The sequence below is a fragment of the Rhodococcus sp. 1R11 genome (assembly GCF_004563845.1).
Classification (GTDB): Bacteria; Actinomycetota; Actinomycetes; order Mycobacteriales; family Mycobacteriaceae; genus Rhodococcoides.
In genome coordinates, this window is sequence record NZ_SPNG01000012.1 from 66992 (window position 1) to 84869 (window position 17878).

Genomic DNA, 17878 nt, shown 5'->3' on the forward strand with positions numbered 1-17878 from the left:
TGCGTTCGTGCGTTGTCCTTCACTGAGGTAACGGTCGTTGCGGTGGAGGGAATGAGCACATGGTCGGTGTCGACACACGGAACGTGCACAGCAGGGTAGCGGCGCGAATTCCGCATCGACACGCCTTCTGGGTGGTCGGCATCGCCTTCATCGTGCTCATGGCGTCCTCGGCTGCACCGTCGCCGCTCTACCCGGTGTATCAGCAGTCGTGGGGGTTCAGCGCCATCACGCTGACGTCGATCTTCGCGGTGTACGCGGTCGCATTGCTGGCCACGTTGCTCACCGTCGGAAGCCTGTCCGACCACGTCGGGCGCAAGCCGATCCTGATCGCATCACTGCTGCTACTGATCGTCAGTCTGGTGTTGTTCATCGTTGCCGACAGCGTCCCGATGCTCATCGCGGCGCGTGTGGTCCAGGGCATCGCTGCCGGTGCCGCAACAGGGGCCATGAGCGCGGCCGTCATCGACCTGCAGCCCAACGCCTCGACCGGACCCCTGATCAACAGCATCGCACCCTCTCTGGGCATCGCCGGTGGCGCACTCGGTGCGGGACTGCTGGTGCAGCTGGCACCGGCGCCGGAGATACTCGTGTTCGCTCTGTTGATCGCAGCCGCGGCGGTATTGGCCGTGGCCCTGCTGTTCGTGCCGGAGACGTCCGCGATGCGCGGCTTCGATTCCCGGCGTCATCTGGCATCGACGCTGTTGCCGCGAGCCTCGCTTCCGAAGTCGGTGCGCGGCCCGTTCCTTCTCATCGCACCCGCTCTGTTCGCGACGTGGTCGCTCGGCGGATTCCACCTCTCTCTGGGGCCGTCGATCATCGGCACCGTCTTCGGTATCGACAACCACATCGTCGGTGGGCTCGAGATCTTTCCTTTGTTCGCGTCGGGCGCAGTTGCGGCTGCACTGGTACGCAACGGCGTACCGCGCACGGTGATGATGATCGGCGCGACGGTGCTGGCCGCCGGAGTCGCTCTGTCGCTCGCATCGGTGGTGACGTCATCGGTCCCGCTCTACTTCGTGGGAGCCGTTATCGCCGGTTCGGGTTGGGGAGCAACATTTCTCGGCGCGATGCGCACGCTGGGTGCGCTGGTTCCCGCTGCGGAGCGGGGTGGAGTGTTCGCCACCACCTTCGTCGTCAGCTACCTCGCATTCAGTGTGCCTGCGGTCATCGCCGGGTTGGCAGTTCATCGTCTGGGGTTGACCACGACGGTCGAGGTGTACGGGTCTTTCGTCATTGCGCTCGCACTGTTCTCGGTTCTTGGTTTCTCGATGTCGCAGCGACGAAATCGATAGCGCCTCGATCACTGCTCGATCTCCCCTCCCGAGGACGGGCACCACGTACTGCCCAGTCGGACAGTCCGGCAGCGGTGTTGGAACGGTTCTGCCCTGCAAGTGTTCCGATCTCCTCTCTGTGCGGCCATGGTGGTCATCAGTGAGACGCCGATCACACACCCCCGGCGTTTCCTGACCACACTCACCGAGGAGACACCGATGGCAATCGAGCTCAATCAGATCTGGGAATTCCCCATCAAGGAGTTTCACCCGCTGCCGCGCGCCAAGCTGGGAGTCGGCGCTCACGACATGATCGGCGTCGAGGCGAAGGAACTCGGATTCAAGCGTGCCCTGCTCGTCACCACCGGACTGCGCGGGTCTGGCATCATCGAGGAACTGATCGGCAAGATCGAATATCAGGGCGTCGAGGTGGTTCTCTACGACAAGGTCGAGTCGAACCCCAAGGACTACAACGTCATGGACGGTGCCGCGCTCTACCAGAAGGAGAAGTGCGACAGCGTCATCTCCGTCGGTGGCGGCTCGAGCCACGACGCGGCCAAGGGCATTCGCGTCGTCGTTGCCCATGACGGCCGCAACATCAACGAGTTCGAGGGATTCTCCAAGTCCACGAACAAGCAGAACCCACCCCATATCGCCGTATCGACCACCGCCGGAACGGGTTCGGAGACGTCCTGGGCGTACGTCATCACCGACACCTCGGACATGGAGAAGCCGCACAAGTGGCTCGCCTTCGACGAGGCGTCGACACCGACTCTCGCACTGGACGACCCGCTGCTCTACTACACCTGCCCCCAGCAGTGGACCGCGTTCTGCGGCTTCGACGTTCTGGCCCACGGTGCCGAGCCGTACGTCTCGCGACTCGACTTCGCGCCGTCGCTGGGCAACGCGATCTACTCGATCGGCCTGGTGTCCAAGCACCTTCGCGAGGCCGTCTACGACCCGGGCAATCTGAAGGCTCGCGAGGGCATGATGAACGCCCAATACATCGCCACGCAGGCGTTCAACTCCGGCGGACTCGGTGTCATCCACTCGATCTCACATGCGATCAGTGCGTTCTACGACAGTGCTCACGGCCTCAACAACGCCATCGCGCTGCCACGGGTGTGGGAGTACAACCTGCCTTCGCGCTACGAGCGTTACGCGGAGATCGCCGTGGCCATGGGTGTCGACACGAAGAACATGACCACCGTCCAGGCGGCCGACGCGGCAGTCGAAGCCGCCATCAGGCTGGCGAAAGACGTCGGCATTCCCGACAACTTCGGATCGATCCGTTCCGCGACGTACGACAAGAACCGGATGAACACCGGCAAGTACGCCGGCAAGGGCGACGTGATCAAGGGCGACGAGAAGTCGGTGCTCAAGATCTCCGAGCACATCCAGGAAGACTGGTGCACCCCGGGTAACCCTCGCGAGGTCACCGTCGAGTCGATGATTCCGGTCGTCTCACACGCGATCAACGAGTCGTACTGATGCTGCGCAGTGGTGCGGTTATGTGCCCCGGGCGGCGCATAACCGCACCACTGCGGCTCCGCCGCACTACGAAGGGAAACACATGACCTCGCTGTCGACAGTGCGTAGCGACGACACCGACACCGTTCGATTCACCGACGCTGCCGACCTGCGGAGGGCGCTCGCCGAGCAGGATTACATCGCCGACGACGACTTGGCGACCGTGGTGCATCTGGCGACAGCGCTCGATCGCCCGCTGCTGCTCGAAGGACCGGCGGGTGTCGGAAAGACGGAGCTGGCCAAATCGCTTGCTGCGGCGAGCGGCCGCAAGTTGGTGCGCCTGCAGTGCTACGAGGGGCTCGACGACAACCGAGCCCTGTACGAGTGGGATTACGCCAAACAACTTCTGCACGTGCAGATGCTGCGAGAACACATCGGTGCGCTGACCCAGCACGTCACCGACATCGACGACGCCTCGAAGATGCTCGCCGCCAAGGACTTCGGCCTGTATTCCGAGCCGTTCCTGTCGGTGCGTCCGCTGCTGGAATCGATCCTGTCCGAGGAGCCGGTAGTTCTTCTCGTCGACGAGGTCGATCGCACCGAGGAATCCATGGAGGCGCTGCTGCTCGAGGTGCTCGCCGAGAAGCAGGTGACCATTCCCGAGGTGGGTACCTTCACCGCACGAAGTGATCCCTGGGTCATTCTGACCTCCAACGACACTCGCGAGCTGTCCTCCGCCCTCAAACGTCGCTGCCTACACTTTCATCTCGACTACCCCTCCGCCGAACGGGAACGGGAGATCGTCACCGCCCGCGCTCCGGAGGTACCCGATCGGGTCGCAGCCGACATCGTGGCGCTGGCAACCGAACTGCGGGCGCTGCCGCTGCGCAAGAGCCCGTCGATCTCGGAGGTCATCGACGCGGCTCGTATCGCGTCGGTCCTCGGCCACACGGAGGACACCCGCAAGTATCTGCTCGCCGCGCTGGTCAAATACTCCTCGGACATGAAGATCGCGATGGCAGGACCGGCGACGGAGACAGTTTCTGCAGCAACATCTCTCGGAGCGGTCGTCAATACGACTGCGACGGCGTTTCGGGGTCATGGTGGACGGGACAAGGGCGGCATCGGGATTCGACGATGACTGCGGTCGAGCCGTTCGCTCCGTCGGTAGTACTCGACGTGCTGTCGGCTGTGTTCGGTCGGACGCTGCGGCGGTTCGGAGTGGCGGCGTCGCCGGCCGAGGTCATCGAAGTCCGACGCGTGCTCGGGCTCCTGGGGGCACGTGACCTGACGGTTCTGCGCGCGGCGTTACGCGCCACGTGCGCGAAGTACGACCACGAACAGCAGGGCTTCGATCTCGCGTTCGACTCGCTGTTCGCAGTCGCCCCGAACTCGGTGGTGAGCGAACGTACTTCGCCGGTAGGCGCGCAGGTGGCGGGCGGCCTCCCCACCGATCTCGACGTGGGAGCCGACCAGGAGGCGGCGAAGTACGCCGAATACAACGAGCGTGCCGTCGAGATCGGAGATCTGCTCGACGCCCCCGAGGCCGACAAGGGCTTCAACCCGCACAAGGACGACGACGACATCAGTCTGTCTTCGGAGGATCACGACCTGTCCATCGATACCGACGGGGACATGGGTCGACGGGGCGTGACCTACACCGTCGATCTGGAGCGTTCCGGTTCGACGGCGGCAGGGGAGTTGGCGTCGAGTACGAGCGGAGCCGTTGCCGGGCAACTGAACTGGGAGGATCCCGCGAGCATCCTGGCATGGTTCGACGCCTACGATCCCAGTAGCGTGTACGGCGATGGCGGAGATTCCGGGCCGCTGAGCGCGGCGATGTTGGACAGGATCACCGAAGCCGTGGAAGCCTTCGTCGCCGCTCTGGGTGAGTTGACCGGGACGATGTCGTCATCGGTGCCGGTCGACGGCGCAGGGCGGGGGATCGACAGCCACGCCGAGATCGAACGCGCAAGTCACGAAGTGTTGCGGCACATGCGCGGGACTCCTCGGCCGCGCCCTCGCGAACACTCTCGGGGCCCGCTGGACATGCGTCGCACGGTTCGGTCGAGCTTGCGCACGGACGGCATTCCGTTTCGGTTGGTCACCAGGACGCCGGTTCCGGACAAGGTTCGATTGCTGGTGCTGGCGGACGTCTCGTTGTCCGTTCGCCCGATCACCGCATTCACGCTCAGGCTTGCCCAGGCGATGCACTCGCGTGCGCACCGCTGCACTGTGATGGGCTTCGTCGATTCTCCGGTGGACGTGACGACCACCTTGCTCGGGAGCACGGGCGACGGTGCGCTGGCTGCCGTACTCGCAGATGCGCGATTGGACCTCGAAGCGAGCAGCGATTACGGCAGGACCTTCGCGGACCTGCTGGACTCGCACGGGGAGGTGCTGAACAAGCGCACCGCGGTGATCATCGTGGGGGACGGTCGGTGCAACGGACGGCCGCCCGGACTCGATGCGTTGGAAAAGATTCGGTCCAAGGTGCACCGCATCGCCTGGATCACTCCCGAAGCTCGTCGCTACTGGGCGCAGGCCGCGTGCTCGATGGAGGAGTACGAGCAATTCTGCGATCGGGTGGTCGTGGCGCGAGACGGGGAACAGTTGACGGCGCACGCCGCCGATCTGGGGCATGCGCTGTCCTGAACTGACCTGTCACACCGCGTACCTGCCCGATCGGGTAGGTAGGAACCTGGCCCGGTGCTGGTGGGAACGGACCGACTGCGCTCGTAAGGTTGTAACCTGAATCACAGGTCCGGATCTTGTTCGGATCGAAGGACAGCGAGGGTGTGAACGGTGGACCAGGCAGCTACTGCGAACGTCGGCAAGGCGCTGCACGATCTCGATACTCGGCGCAGCCGAGCCGAGACGCCACGTGTCCTCAAGTTCCATGCGCCCGAGATCGTGTTCGGTCCGGATTCGCTCGGAGAGGTAGCGCATGCGACGCGTCGTCTCGGAGGGGTACGGCCGATGCTCGTCACGGACTCCGGGTTGATCGAGAGTGGCTGGGCCGGCCAGCTCGTCGACCTCCTTCTTGCGCAGGGGCTGGAGCCCCAGGTCTGGAGCGCACTGACGCCCAATCCGAAGGACGTCGAAATCGAGGCCGGACACGGTTACTACGCGGACTTCGGCTGCGACGTGCTGGTGGCGATCGGCGGAGGATCGGTGATGGATGCGGCCAAGGGCATTGCGGTCCTCGCCGGCAACGGCGGTCGAATTCTCGACTACGAGGGGGTCGATCGGGCCACCCGGCCGATCCCGCCTCTGGTGATGGTGCCCACGACATCCGGCACGGGCGCCGACGTCTCGCAGTTCTGCATCGTCACCGATACCGCACGCTCGACGAAGATCACCATACTCGGCCGAGCCCTGGTACCGGACATCACGGTGATCGATCCGATGTTACTCACCACGATGCCCGAATGGCTCAACGCCGCAACCGGTTTGGATGCTCTGACACACGGGATAGAAGCGTTCGTGTCGCTGGGCCACAACCAGCTCACCGACCATCATGCTCTCCGTGCCATCACCATGGTCATGTCACAGTTGGCTCGCACCATCGACGAGCCGACCGACATGGTTGCACGAGGGTCGATGGCGCAGGCAAGCCTGGAAGCCGGCCTGGCATTCACGAACGCGATACTCGGTGCCACGCACGCGATGAGCCACCAAGTGGGCGGGCTGCTCGATCTCCCGCACGGGGTGATCAACGGAGTGTTGCTGCCACACGTCATTCGCTTCAACGCTGCCGAGGATCCGTTGCCGTACGTGGCCATCGCCACGAGCCTAGGACTACCCGAAGGCAGGGCCAGGCCGGAGGAGGCCGCCATGGCCGTGGCCGATCGAGTGGACCGCCTCGCTCGTCAGGTCGGTGTTCCCGCCGGCCTGGCCGAGATCGGCGTCAGCGAGTCCGATCTCGATGTGTTGGCCACCAACGCATTACGCGACGCCTGCATGTCCACCAACCCGCGCTCGGCCACGCACCGCGAGATGGTCGACCTGTTCAGGACTGCACTGTGACGTCCGGACCCGACCTCTCGTTGCTGACGGGACTGCGTTCGGGCAAGAACACGTTCTACCCCCAGTATCGCGGCGCGGCAGAACGTCTGGAACGCGTTGTCTATGCGCTGGAACTGATCTCGCGAGCGCTGGTGCGCACGGTCGACGGTCCGGAAACGCTGGTGTGCGCTGTGGCCGAGGCCGCACGCGCCCACTTGAGTGCACGCTGGGTCGTGTTCGCTCTCGCCGACGGGGCGTTCCCCGACGCTGGTCCTCGCCGATTGGTACTCGGACCCGACGCCACACCGTTTCTGGTCGACAATGTCGAAGGGCCACCGTTGCCGGACGACGTCGTCGACTGCCTCGAGTCGATTCGACAGTCGACGTGCGGCGACGGGCTGACCCCGGTGATCTCCGCTCATCACGCTTTCGTGCCGATCGCGTACGACGGTGGTGTCGTGGGTGCTTTTGCAGCGTGGACCGGTGAGCAACGTGTGCTGGACGCCACCGACGCCGCGGTGCTCAGCATCCTTGCCAGCCAAACCGCGGTGGCTCTGCAGAATTCGGCTCTGTTCCAGAGCCGAAGACAACTCCTCGAGCGCACCGAGAATGCCTACGCCGAGGCGAATCGAACAGCGGCCGACCTCGCCGCCCGCAATGCCGAACTCCTGCTGACGCAAAGACAACTCGGCGCCGCACATCGGCATCAGGTGCTCGACGACGAACGCCATCGGATCGCGCGCGAACTGCATGACAGCGTGACCCAGGCCGTGTTGTCGGCCGGTATGCAGATCGAGGTATGTCGCAGCGACATCTCGGCCGAAGAGCGAAGTGACAGGCTGGATCTGGCCAAGGATCTGACGCGTCGGGCAGTGGATCAGCTGCGGTCGGCGATCTACGCGCTCAATCACCCTCAGGACGCCGACCGTACGTCGCTTCCCGAAATGCTCGAACAGCTTTCGGTGGTCCACATGCCCGACGAGCTACAGGTTTCGCTGCGGGTGGAGGGAACTCCCGTCGAGTTGAGCAGCGAATGCGAGCATGCTTTGCTCCGCATTGCCGGAGAGGCGTTGTTCAACACTGCGGTGCACGGTCATGCATCCCGGGCAATTCTTCGCTTGAGCTATTCGCTCGATCAGGTACAGCTGTCGATCGCCGACGACGGTGACGGCGATCCGGCCCACTTGCGCATGATGCTCCACATGGCCGAGTCGACCGACGTCGACGGCCGCCACCGCGGGTTGGCGAACATGGCGGCGCGCGCCCGCGAACACGGCGGGGTTCTCGAGATCCGCCGTGCCCGCACCGGCGGTGTCCGAGTGGCAGTGCGTATCCCGCTCGACCCGAATTCCACGAAGGGCACAGCATGAGCGTCACAGCGATTCGAGACGGTTCGCCTCAGGCGGCACCGCCCAGGGTTCGGATCGTCCTGGTCGACGACCACGCGATTCTGCGCGACGGGCTGCGCTCGGTACTCGAGCGTGAATCGGATCTGTCGATCGTGGGGGAGGCGTCGACCCGGGAGGAGGGTTTGGCCGTCGTCGCAAGGGTCGAGCCCGACATCGTCTTGATGGATCTCAAGCTCTCGGCCAGCTCGGACTACGAGGGCTTGGCTCTGTGTGCGCAGTTGTCCAAGGCACACAACGGAATCGGTCTGCTGGTCCTGACGACGTTCCTCGACGATCGTCTGGTGGTGGAGGCCGTACATGCCGGTGCCCGGGGATACGTGGTCAAGGACGTCGACACCACCGAGTTGGTTCGGGCGATCCGCGCGGTGTCGCGCGGTGAGAGTGCATTCGACTCTCGGAGCGCGTCGGCCGTGGTCCGTTCTCTGAACGGCACACCGAGCAGCATCGAGCGGCTCACCGGGCGGGAGCTCGAAGTGCTCCGGCTACTGGCAACGGGTCTGTCCAACAACATGATCGGAACACGTCTGTTCATCTCGGCGACGACGGTGAAGTTTCACGTCAGCAACATCATGCGCAAACTTGCGGTGTCCCGCCGTGCCGAGGCCGTCTATGCCGCGAGCAAACAGGGATTGATCTGAGCAATGAGCCTTCGGGCACAGAGTGCAAAGTAGACGGCGCTCGGCGTCCTGTCGGGAGCGTCCTCGCGGTGCAGGCTACGGATAACACATACCAGTGATATCCACGCCGAGGAGCACCCATGACGACTGTTCAGGAAGATACGCGCTCACACGACGCCCCGGCCGACCGCCCGACGGAACTCACCGTTCTCGGGGCCTGTGCGCAGGATTGTCCGGATTCGTGCTCGATGGTGGTGACCGTCGAGGACGGGGTGGCGACGAGCGTCAGCGGGAGCAAGACCAACCCGTACACCAACGGTGGCCTTTGTGTGAAGGTGGACAACTATCTCGACAAGGTCTACAGCCCGGACCGAGTGCTGTACCCGCTCAAGCGGTCCGGGCCCAAGGGCTCGGGACGGTTCGAGCGGATCTCGTGGGACGAGGCCGTGGCCACCATTGCCGAGAAGTTCACCGCCATCGCCGAGGAATTCGGCCCCGAGGCGATCATGCCGTGCAATTACCTCGGCACCCAGGGCATTACGCAGGGTCTCAACGTCGGGGATGCATTCTTCAATCGACTCGGGGCGACGGTTGCCGAGCGCACCTACTGCGATGCCGGCTCGTGCACTGCCTACGCGATGACGGTGGGCGACACGGCAGGCGTCGACCCCGAGAGTTTCGTCCACTCCAAGTTCATTCTGATCTGGGCGGCGAACACCATGAGCACCAACCTGCACCTGTGGCCGTACATAGCCGAGGCGAAGAAACGCGGGGCCAAGGTGGTGGTGATCGATCCGATCAAGACCAGAACCGCCAAGGCCGCGAGCTGGTACATCCCCATTCGTCCGGGCACCGACGGCGCCCTCGCACTGGCGATGATGCACGTGATCATCGACGAGGGATTGACCGATGCGGATTACATCGAACGCTTCACCATCGGTTTCGACGAATTGGCCGAGCGGGTGCAGCAATACACCCCGCAATGGGCGTCCGAGGAGACGGGCATTCCTGTCGAGGACATCTACACGCTCGCAAGGGAATACGCACAGAGCCAGCCCTCCGTCATTCGGATCGGCGTCGCCATCGAGCGCAGTGCCGGTGGCGGGCAGAGCGTCCGAGCCATCTCCTGTCTACCGTCTTTGGTGGGAGCATGGCGTAAGCCCGGCGGCGGCATCCTGCAGCTGCCGCTGTGGGCGTTTCCGGTGAACTGGCCCGAGTTTCTGCAGACGGATCTGCAGACTCCGGGTACACGCGTCATCAATCTGTATCAGCTGGGTGAGGCGCTGACCGGCGGGTTGAATTTGGATACGCCCCTCAAGGGATTGATGGTGTACAACTCGAACCCGGTGGTGGTGTGTCCCGATCAGAAGCGCATGATCGACGGGCTCAGCCGGGAGGATCTGTTCACCGTCGTCAGCGACCACTTCATCACCGACACAGCCGATTACGCCGATATCATCCTGCCCGCCACGACACAGCTGGAACAGGACGACATCAACTTTTCCTGGGGCCACCTGTTCGTCACGTACAACAACCGGTCGATCGAGCCCCTCGGGGAGGCCGTCCCCAATACCGAGCTGTTTCGCCGACTGGCCGCAGCGATGGGCTTCACCGAACCGGTGTTTTCCCGAACCGATGAAGAACTCCTCGCCCTCTCCTACGACTGGAATGCCCCGGCAATGGAGGGCATCACGATCGACTCGCTCAAGAAGCTCGGGTGGCAGCGACTCAACCTTCCCGGCCCCGACGAGTACGCACCGCACGCAGAGGGTAATTTCCGGACGCCATCCGGCAAGACGGAGTTTCTGTCCTCGGCGGCGGCGGGTGGCAACTTCGTGCTGCCGCTGTTCCGGCAGGGATCGAACGATCACCAGCCGGGACAACCGGTGGATCCGCTTCCGCACTACATCCCGCCGCGCGAGTCGTCGAGGACCAATCCCGAACTGGCAGAGAAGTATCCACTCAATCTGCTCACGCCCAAATCGCATGCGTACCTGAATTCGAGCTTCGGCAATCTCGACATGCACCGCAAAGTGCAGAAGGAACCGACGCTGCTGATCAACCCTGTGGACGGCGAACAGCGGGGAATTGCTTCGGGTGACGTGGTGAGAGTCTTCAACGATCGCGGCGAATTCACCGTCGTTGCCAAACTCGACAAGTCGGTCATGCAGGGTGTCACCGTCTGTGCGATGGGGGCGTGGCGCAAGAACATGCTGTCTCTGTCGACCCCGGCCTCACTCAATCCGACGGTGTTTGCCGACCTCGGGAACGCTCCGACGTTCTCCGACACCCTCGTCGAGGTCGCAGCGCTCGACGCCTGACAACTCTTTCTCCTACTACGAACAAGAGGATTTCGAAATGGCCTACGTCGTGACCGAAGCGTGCATCGACCTACTCGACAAGGCATGCACGGAGGAGTGCCCCGTCGATTGCATCTACGAGGGCGCTCGGATGATGTACATCAATCCCGACGAGTGCGTCGACTGCGGCAAGTGCATGCCCGCCTGCCCCAACGACGCCATCTTCTGGGAGCACAAGATCCCGGAGGAACAGAAACAGTTCGTCGACATCGCCGTCGAATTCTGTGAAGAAGTAGATGCTTCCGGTGGTGCGGAAGATCTCGGGCCGATCGGGCGCGACCATCCCTCGATCGACGAGGTGGCGAAGAAGTGAGTGCCACAACGGTTTCCGAGAGTGACCTGATCATCGTCGGTGCTGGGCCGGCCGGTTTGTACGGTGCGTATTACGCGGGCTTCCGGGGCATGACGGTCACCGTGATCGACGCTCTGCCCCACCCCGGTGGGCAACTGGCCGCGTTGTATCCGGAGAAGAAGATATTCGACGTCGCCGGTTTTCCGGCGATCAAGGCGCAACATCTGGTCGACGCATTGGTCGAACAAGCGGATCAGGCGAAGCCGACGTACCTGATGGGTCACGTGGCGACCGAACTCGAGGAATCCGAGAACTTCGTGCGGGTCACGACGGACAAGGGCGAAACCGTCGTCGGGAAAGCCGTTCTCGTGGCCGCGGGTATCGGTAAGTTCACCCCGAGGCCATTGCCGGCCGGAGCCGAGTTCCACGACCGTGGCCTACGGTATTTCGTACCGAAACTCGATGACCTGGCCGGCGAACGGGTGATGATCGTCGGCGGCGGAGACTCGGCAGTCGACTGGGCGCTGAGCCTGGAACCGATCGCAAAATCGGTGGTATTGGTGCACCGTCGCAACGACTTCCGGGCGCACGCTCACAGCCTCGGTTTGCTGGAGCGGTCCAGTGTCGATGTCCTCACCCCGTTCGAGGTGGAGGAAATCCTTGGCGTGGACGCCGTCGAATCGGTAACGATCGTCGACGGCACCGGAGTCGATCGCCGACAGCTCGAAGTATCGAGTGTTGTTGCCGCACTGGGGTTCAAAGCCGCGCTCGGCCCCATCTCCACGTGGGGATTGGACAAGTACCAGCGCGATATCGCCGTCGGACGGACGATGCGCACCAGCCGAAGGCGAGTCTTCGCGGCGGGCGACGTCGCCGGACACGAAGACAAGGTCAAGTTGATCGCAGTCGGGTTCGCCGAGGCCGCGACAGCGGTGAACCACATCGCCCCGCTGGTCGACGGTTCGGCAGCGATCGTGCCCGGCCACTCGAGCGACTCGATTCACTGACGAGAGACCCGTAGGAGCTCAGTTCGACCGACGAGGACCGTGAGCAGTGCCGACCTCGGGCTGCTCACGGTCGCTCGGCCACATCGGGCGAGTCACCGCTCGCGGGTCGTCGGACTGCGCGCACGCGGCCGCGCGGTACTGACGCGGGCTCATCCCGTACTGCTCGCGAAAGGCGCGGCTGAACACCGCGGAGTCCGCGAAACCCCACCGTCGGCTTATCTGACCCAGCGAGCGGTCCACCGCGACGCTGGCGATGATCTCGCGTCGGCAGCGCTCGAGCCGTTTGACCCGAATGCTGCGCGCCACCGTCGTGCCACTGGCCGCGAACAGACGGTGCAGTTGGCGGGTGGAGACGAGCATGGCCGACGCGACCGTGCTGGGCGACAGGTCTGGGTCTGCGAGGTGCTCCTCGATGTAGCGCTGCGCTGTCCGAACCAGGGCAGTGCTGGGGGAGTCCAGCGCCGGGCTGGTAGTGGTGTTCCTGGCGATGACGCTGACAAGATCTCCGACCTCGTCTGCGATGGCCTGTGCGCCTGCGGTGCCCAGCGTCGATCGGGTCGACCCCAGGTCGTGCAGAAATCGGCCGAGGAGGCCGCTGAAACCGGCCGAACCGTCGAACGCCATCGCCGTCAGGTCGCTGGATTCACGCTCGTCGAGTCGCAGCATGTGACGGGGCCAGGTGAAGACTTCGAGCTCCCATTGGTCGTCGTCGGGATGACCGTCGATGATCCAGTCGAAGGGACGAGACGTGTCGTAGATGGCGAAGTCGCCGCGTGAGAGCACGCATTCGCGTCCGTCCTGCACCACGATTGCGCGGCCTCGACGGATCATCCCGATCTGAACGTATTCGATGCGGTCCTTCTCGATGAGCGAGTCGGTTCGCGCGATGCGTTGAGTCGTCGATCGGACAGTCGACACCTGCAGGTGCGCGAGAGACATCGACCGGACGGCTCCGGTGAATCGGCTGTCTGCGACGTCCTCTACGTCCAGGGCGACGAAGTGCTCGTTCAACATGTCGGACCAGTCGCCGCGGCTGGTCGTTCGAGTCGGAATGGAGAATCCGGATCGAGACAGCATGGGGACCCCTTGTGGTAGACGCTCACGGCGATGCAGGAGCTTTCTTCGAGATTAACCCGCAATGTTTCCGGTTGATTCACTGTTCGTAACTTTGCCGGAAAGTCGTGAGGCAGGGCCGTGCGCTGGTCGCTGCACGTCAAATACCGGGCGCGCGCGGTCAAGTGTGAGGCACTGCCGTCCGCGATTCTGGTGGTCGACCGAGTGAAAGGACTACTCCGTGGGTGATCCCGTTCGAGCAGTGCGCACGCATCCGACCGACCTCGATTCGGGGACGGTGGACGCTCGTGGACGGGCGCTCCGAGATCTCCGTATTTCGGTCACCGACCGGTGCAACTTCCGCTGTGTCTACTGCATGCCTCGAGCCGAGTTCGGTCCCGATCACCGATTCCTCGACACCGGCAGGCTGCTGACCTTCGACGAGATCGACAGAGTTGCGCGGGCTGCTGCCACGATCGGCATCCGCAAGATACGTCTGACGGGTGGTGAACCGTTGCTGCGGGCCGGAATCGCCACGCTGGTCGAGCGATTGAGCGCTATCGACGGCGTCGATCTTGCGATGACCACGAACGGATCGTTGCTTGCCGCCCACGCCGCGTCGTTGTACGCGGCCGGTCTGAAGCGCGTCACCGTCAGCCTGGATTCGATCGACCCGACGACGTTCGCGCGGATGAGCGACACGCGCGTAAACGTCCGGACCGTGCTCGACGGAATCGACGCGGCAGTTCGCGCCGGGATGTCACCCGTCAAGGTGAATGTGGTGGTGCGACGGGGCGTGAACAGTGATTCGATTCTCGACCTGGCCGAACGGTTCCGAGGGACCGGTATCGTCGTGCGGTTCATCGAGTACATGGATGTCGGGGCGACGAACCGGTGGGAAATGGCGCAGGTGACGGACGTCGACTCGATTGTCGACATCATCGGGGCGGCCCATCCGCTCGAGCGGATCGAGTCGATGTACGAAGGCGAGGTCGCGACGCGCTATCGGTATCGCGACGGGAGCGGAGAAATCGGGGTGATCGGCTCGGTGTCGAAACCGTTCTGCGGCAGCTGTACTCGGGCAAGATTGTCTGCGGACGGGCAGGTGTACACGTGCCTGTTCGCTTCTGCAGGAACGGATCTGCGTGCGCTGCTGCGTTCGGGGGCATCGCAGGACGCTCTCGCGGCGCGGTTGTCGGCGCTCTGGCACAGCCGTGACGATCGATACTCCGAATTGCGAGCGGGATCGGGGGATACCCCGGCCGGCGAGCGGATCGAGATGTCCTACATCGGCGGATGAGGCGGACCGGAACCTCCACCAACCGTTCGGTCGACGAACACCGTCGTGCCATAGCCGATCTCGGTCTGGCAGCCCGAGATCGGTCGGTACCCATCGGATCGGCGGTCGGCGCAGTCCTCGCCGAGGATGTCGTTGCCGAACGCGCGCTGCCGGCGTTCGACAATTCTGCAGTCGACGGGTTCGCTGTGCGCCGCACCGATGTGGCCGGGGCCCACCGATTGCCGGCCACGCTGACCGTGTCGGCCCGTAGCGTAGCCGGACGAGGGAGTGCCGAGCTGAGTGTGGCACCGGGCGAATGTGTGCAGATCATGACCGGTGCAATACTTCCGCGCGGGGCCGATCTGGTGGTACCGGTCGAACAGACCAGCGGATTCGTGACGTCGTTCGGCTCCGATACCGTGACCATCTGTTCGAGTGGTTCCAAGAGCAGCATCCGCGGTCGTGCTTCGGATTTCGGTGCCGGTGACGTGGCCATCAGGGTCGGTACGGTGCTGACTCCCGCTCAGGTCGGACTGCTTGCCGCACTCGGACGAACGCATGTCAGGATCGGTTCGACGCTGACCGTGGCTGTGTTGTCCACCGGATCCGAAATCTGCTGTGCCGGCACAACTCCGACGCTCGGTGAGTGTTTCGACGCCAACTCTCCGATGATCGCAGCCGATCTGCTGCGGTGTGGTGCCGATGTTCACCTCGAATCGGCGGTATCCGACGACGTACAAGCATGCAGAGAGGCGCTTGCTCGCTGCGCTGCGGTAGCCGATGTCATCGTGACGACCGGTGGAATCAGCGCAGGAACCGAGGAAGTGATCCGTCTCGCGCTGGCGGATCACGACGTCACCTTCGCCTCGGTTGCGGTCAGGCCGGGAAAACCGCAAGGCTGCGGACGATTCGATGGAATACCGATCATCTGCCTGCCCGGGAATCCGGTGAGTGCGCTGATCTCGTACGAGCTGTTCGTCCGGCCGGTCGTGGCATCCGCTCTGCAGGATCCGGCGGCGGAGCGGACGGTGAGAACAGTGCGAGTCCGCGGCGACGTGACCTCGCCGTCGATCACACCTCGGGTTCTGTTGGGATTCATCGACGGCGCGGATGTCGAGGTCACGCAGTCACATTCGATGAGAGCATTGGCAGCCGCGAACGGAATGGTCGTCGTTCCCCCATGCGACTCGCTCCCACAGGCAACAGGGCAATATCCCGCGTGGACCTTCGATTCACGTACGGCATCGAGACCGGGCCGGTACGTATGACCGCCACTGCCGCTTCCCCGGCTGCCACCGACCCGCGGCACGCTGCCAAATCGACCACGTGATCCCGTTCGACCACGCCAATCCACTCGGCGGCTGGACCACCGTCAACAACTTCCAATGCCTCTGCGAATACCACCACAGCGTCAAAACCGCCGGCTACACATCCCCACCAAGCCCAGACGATCCGGCATCATTGCCTACCCCGACCCACCCGACAACCCGACACCAGAACCGAGCGACGAGGAAGCCGACACAGCACCACCGTTCTAGTACTCCTGCGGATCCCATGCCTGGAGTATCGAGACTGTTCAGACGAGTTGCGGTGCCGTCATCTTGTCGATTACGAGCCAACCGCCGTGGTAGGTCGAGGTCTCGAAGGGCAGCCCCGTCGATAGTCCCAGCTCGGCCAGCGTCGTCTCGTCGAACGTGCGGATATGTCCGTGGCAGACGGTGGTCTCGGTCTCGAACGGTACCGCGATGACGACGCGGCAGCGCGCCACACGGAGTGCCTCCGCGACGATGGCAGAGCCCGTCTCGGCATCGACATGTTCTAGCAGGTGCAGGGCTGTCACGGTATCGACACTGTTGTCGTCGAACGGGATTCGGGCTGCATCGACCACTGCCGTGTCGAGTCTCGCGCCGAGGTGCGGAGCGACAGTCGCGAGCAATTTCATGGTTCCCGCTGACAGATCGGTCGCGATGACCGAATACCCCTGCATTGCCAGCCGCAACGGAAAGAAGCCGAAACATGACCCCAGATCGAGCACCGAACCGCGTATCGAGGCGGCGGCATGCCTGTGCACTGGAGCGAATTCTGCTCGGCCGGACAGGAGGTCATCCAACGAGTTTCGGTAGTACGTCGTCCATGCTTCGACCGGATCGGAAATGGTGGTGCGCACGATGCCGACCAGTACGTGCTCGAACTCGCTCTGGGACAGCCCGATGTGGCGCGCCTCTTCGGTGATGAGCGGAACGAGGCATTCGCCGATCTCGCCCGCAGCGAGGCAGTGGTTCACCTGCACCGTCGATCCTGCACGCACGGCGTCGAATCGAAGCCCGGGAGTGTGCCGGACGACGACGTTCTCATGAGCCCAAACCCCGTCGGGTCCGGGTGCCAATGCATCGATCTCGGTCATGAAAGTCTTCTTCTGTCGTTTCTGCAGCGATCGTCCGTTCCGGTGAGCGTTCCATAGCGAAGTGCGCCACAAGGCGCATCGACCGCTGGTCGGTCCTCTTGGACGCTGTTCACCCCGCAGGCCGGACGGGCCGGTACCTACCCATCTGGACGGTTGATCGCGACGGCCGACCAGTTCCTGCGCCATGGCCCGTCGGAAACCTCGACGGCCGTTAGCGTGGTGATCCTGAACACAGTCGATCGGATTGTGGCCGAACAGATTTCGTAGGAGGAATTCAGATGTCGAAGAAGAGTGAGAACGCTGTGGTCGGTACGTCGGTCGTCGAGTCCGATCTGGTGGAGGAGTCGTTGGTGGAGGAAGTGTCGATCGACGGCATGTGCGGCGTGTACTGATCATGACCACTGCTGTGCAGGACGTGCTCGATCTGGACGTGCGGTGGGTGTTGCATCCGCAGGTGGCGCTGCGTCCCGATTCGTTCGGGGCGCTGCTCTACCACTTCGGCACCCGCAAGCTGTCGTTTCTGAAGAACCGCACGATCGTGGCGATCATCGAGTCCCTTCCCGACCACCGGGATATGCGGTCGGCGATCGCGGCCGCAGGGATCAGCGATTCGGCATCGGCTCCCTACGTGAGAGCGCTTGCGACATTGGCGGACTCGAACATGATCACTCGCCCGTAGAACCTGACCCATTCGTAGAAGAGGACGGC

General features: G+C 63.6%; 16 protein-coding genes. 14 read left to right on the forward strand and 2 right to left on the reverse strand.

The window, feature by feature from the left end; genetic code table 11:
- Positions 1-83: 83 nt before the first annotated feature.
- From E4P29_RS20230 to E4P29_RS20275, 10 genes are all read left to right on the forward strand, one after another.
- Positions 84-1292 (forward strand): MFS transporter, encoded by a 1209-nt coding sequence (locus E4P29_RS20230; protein WP_245154423.1) that lies wholly within the window; start codon positions 84-86, stop codon positions 1290-1292.
- 198 nt (positions 1293-1490) lie between these two features.
- A complete protein-coding gene (mdo, locus tag E4P29_RS20235; protein ID WP_027496261.1) occupies positions 1491-2762 on the forward strand; it encodes an NDMA-dependent methanol dehydrogenase in 1272 nt (423 codons plus the stop codon).
- 82 nt (positions 2763-2844) lie between these two features.
- Positions 2845-3882 carry a MoxR family ATPase gene (locus E4P29_RS20240; RefSeq protein ID WP_135046941.1) on the forward strand — a complete coding sequence of 346 codons (1038 nt, stop codon included), beginning with the start codon at positions 2845-2847 and terminating at the stop codon, positions 3880-3882.
- On the forward strand, positions 3879-5396 hold the full coding sequence (locus E4P29_RS20245; RefSeq protein ID WP_135046942.1) for a VWA domain-containing protein: 1518 nt from the start codon (positions 3879-3881) through the stop codon (positions 5394-5396). Before E4P29_RS20240 ends, E4P29_RS20245 begins: the two co-directional genes overlap by 4 nt.
- Before the next feature lie 186 nt (positions 5397-5582).
- Positions 5583-6770, forward strand: coding sequence for an iron-containing alcohol dehydrogenase (locus E4P29_RS20250; protein WP_245154429.1), 1188 nt, complete (start codon positions 5583-5585; stop codon positions 6768-6770).
- A complete protein-coding gene (locus tag E4P29_RS20255) occupies positions 6767-8119 on the forward strand; it encodes a histidine kinase (RefSeq protein WP_135046944.1) in 1353 nt (450 codons plus the stop codon). The genes E4P29_RS20250 and E4P29_RS20255 overlap by 4 nt, the downstream gene beginning before the upstream one ends.
- Positions 8116-8796, forward strand: a complete 681-nt coding sequence (locus E4P29_RS20260; protein WP_135046945.1) for a response regulator transcription factor — start codon at positions 8116-8118, stop codon at positions 8794-8796. The genes E4P29_RS20255 and E4P29_RS20260 overlap by 4 nt, the downstream gene beginning before the upstream one ends.
- A 119-nt stretch (positions 8797-8915) precedes the next feature.
- Positions 8916-11096: a molybdopterin-dependent oxidoreductase gene (locus tag E4P29_RS20265; RefSeq protein WP_135046946.1), complete on the forward strand. Its 2181-nt coding sequence runs from the start codon at positions 8916-8918 to the stop codon at positions 11094-11096.
- Between the two features lie 37 nt (positions 11097-11133).
- Complete coding sequence (fdxA, locus tag E4P29_RS20270) at positions 11134-11448, forward strand: ferredoxin (protein WP_135046947.1); 315 nt, start codon at positions 11134-11136, stop codon at positions 11446-11448.
- A complete protein-coding gene (locus E4P29_RS20275) occupies positions 11445-12434 on the forward strand; it encodes an NAD(P)/FAD-dependent oxidoreductase (protein WP_135046948.1) in 990 nt (329 codons plus the stop codon). Before fdxA ends, E4P29_RS20275 begins: the two co-directional genes overlap by 4 nt.
- 18 nt (positions 12435-12452) lie before the next feature.
- Here the strand turns inward: E4P29_RS20275 and E4P29_RS20280 are convergent, their stop codons facing one another.
- Positions 12453-13511 carry a helix-turn-helix domain-containing protein gene (locus E4P29_RS20280; RefSeq protein ID WP_135046949.1) on the reverse strand — a complete coding sequence of 353 codons (1059 nt, stop codon included), beginning with the start codon at positions 13509-13511 and terminating at the stop codon, positions 12453-12455.
- Between the two features lie 217 nt (positions 13512-13728).
- Here E4P29_RS20280 and moaA point away from each other — a divergent pair, with 217 nt between their 5' ends.
- Both moaA and glp read left to right on the forward strand, forming a co-directional pair.
- Complete coding sequence (gene moaA, locus E4P29_RS20285) at positions 13729-14787, forward strand: GTP 3',8-cyclase MoaA (RefSeq protein WP_245154424.1); 1059 nt, start codon at positions 13729-13731, stop codon at positions 14785-14787.
- A complete protein-coding gene (gene glp, locus E4P29_RS20290; RefSeq protein ID WP_135046950.1) occupies positions 14784-16034 on the forward strand; it encodes a gephyrin-like molybdotransferase Glp in 1251 nt (416 codons plus the stop codon). The genes moaA and glp overlap by 4 nt, the downstream gene beginning before the upstream one ends.
- 308 nt (positions 16035-16342) lie before the next feature.
- On the opposite strand, the gene mftM is transcribed toward glp, so the two are convergent.
- Positions 16343-17170 (reverse strand): mycofactocin oligosaccharide methyltransferase MftM, encoded by an 828-nt coding sequence (mftM, locus tag E4P29_RS20300; RefSeq protein ID WP_135046951.1) that lies wholly within the window; start codon positions 17168-17170, stop codon positions 16343-16345.
- Between the two features lie 278 nt (positions 17171-17448).
- On the opposite strand from mftM, the gene mftA reads away from it, so the two are divergent.
- Both mftA and mftB read left to right on the forward strand, forming a co-directional pair.
- Positions 17449-17562 carry a mycofactocin precursor MftA gene (gene mftA, locus E4P29_RS20305; RefSeq protein WP_069973092.1) on the forward strand — a complete coding sequence of 38 codons (114 nt, stop codon included), beginning with the start codon at positions 17449-17451 and terminating at the stop codon, positions 17560-17562.
- A 2-nt stretch (positions 17563-17564) separates the two neighbouring features.
- Positions 17565-17849, forward strand: a complete 285-nt coding sequence (gene mftB / locus E4P29_RS20310; protein WP_135046952.1) for a mycofactocin biosynthesis chaperone MftB — start codon at positions 17565-17567, stop codon at positions 17847-17849.
- Positions 17850-17878 lie beyond the last annotated feature (29 nt).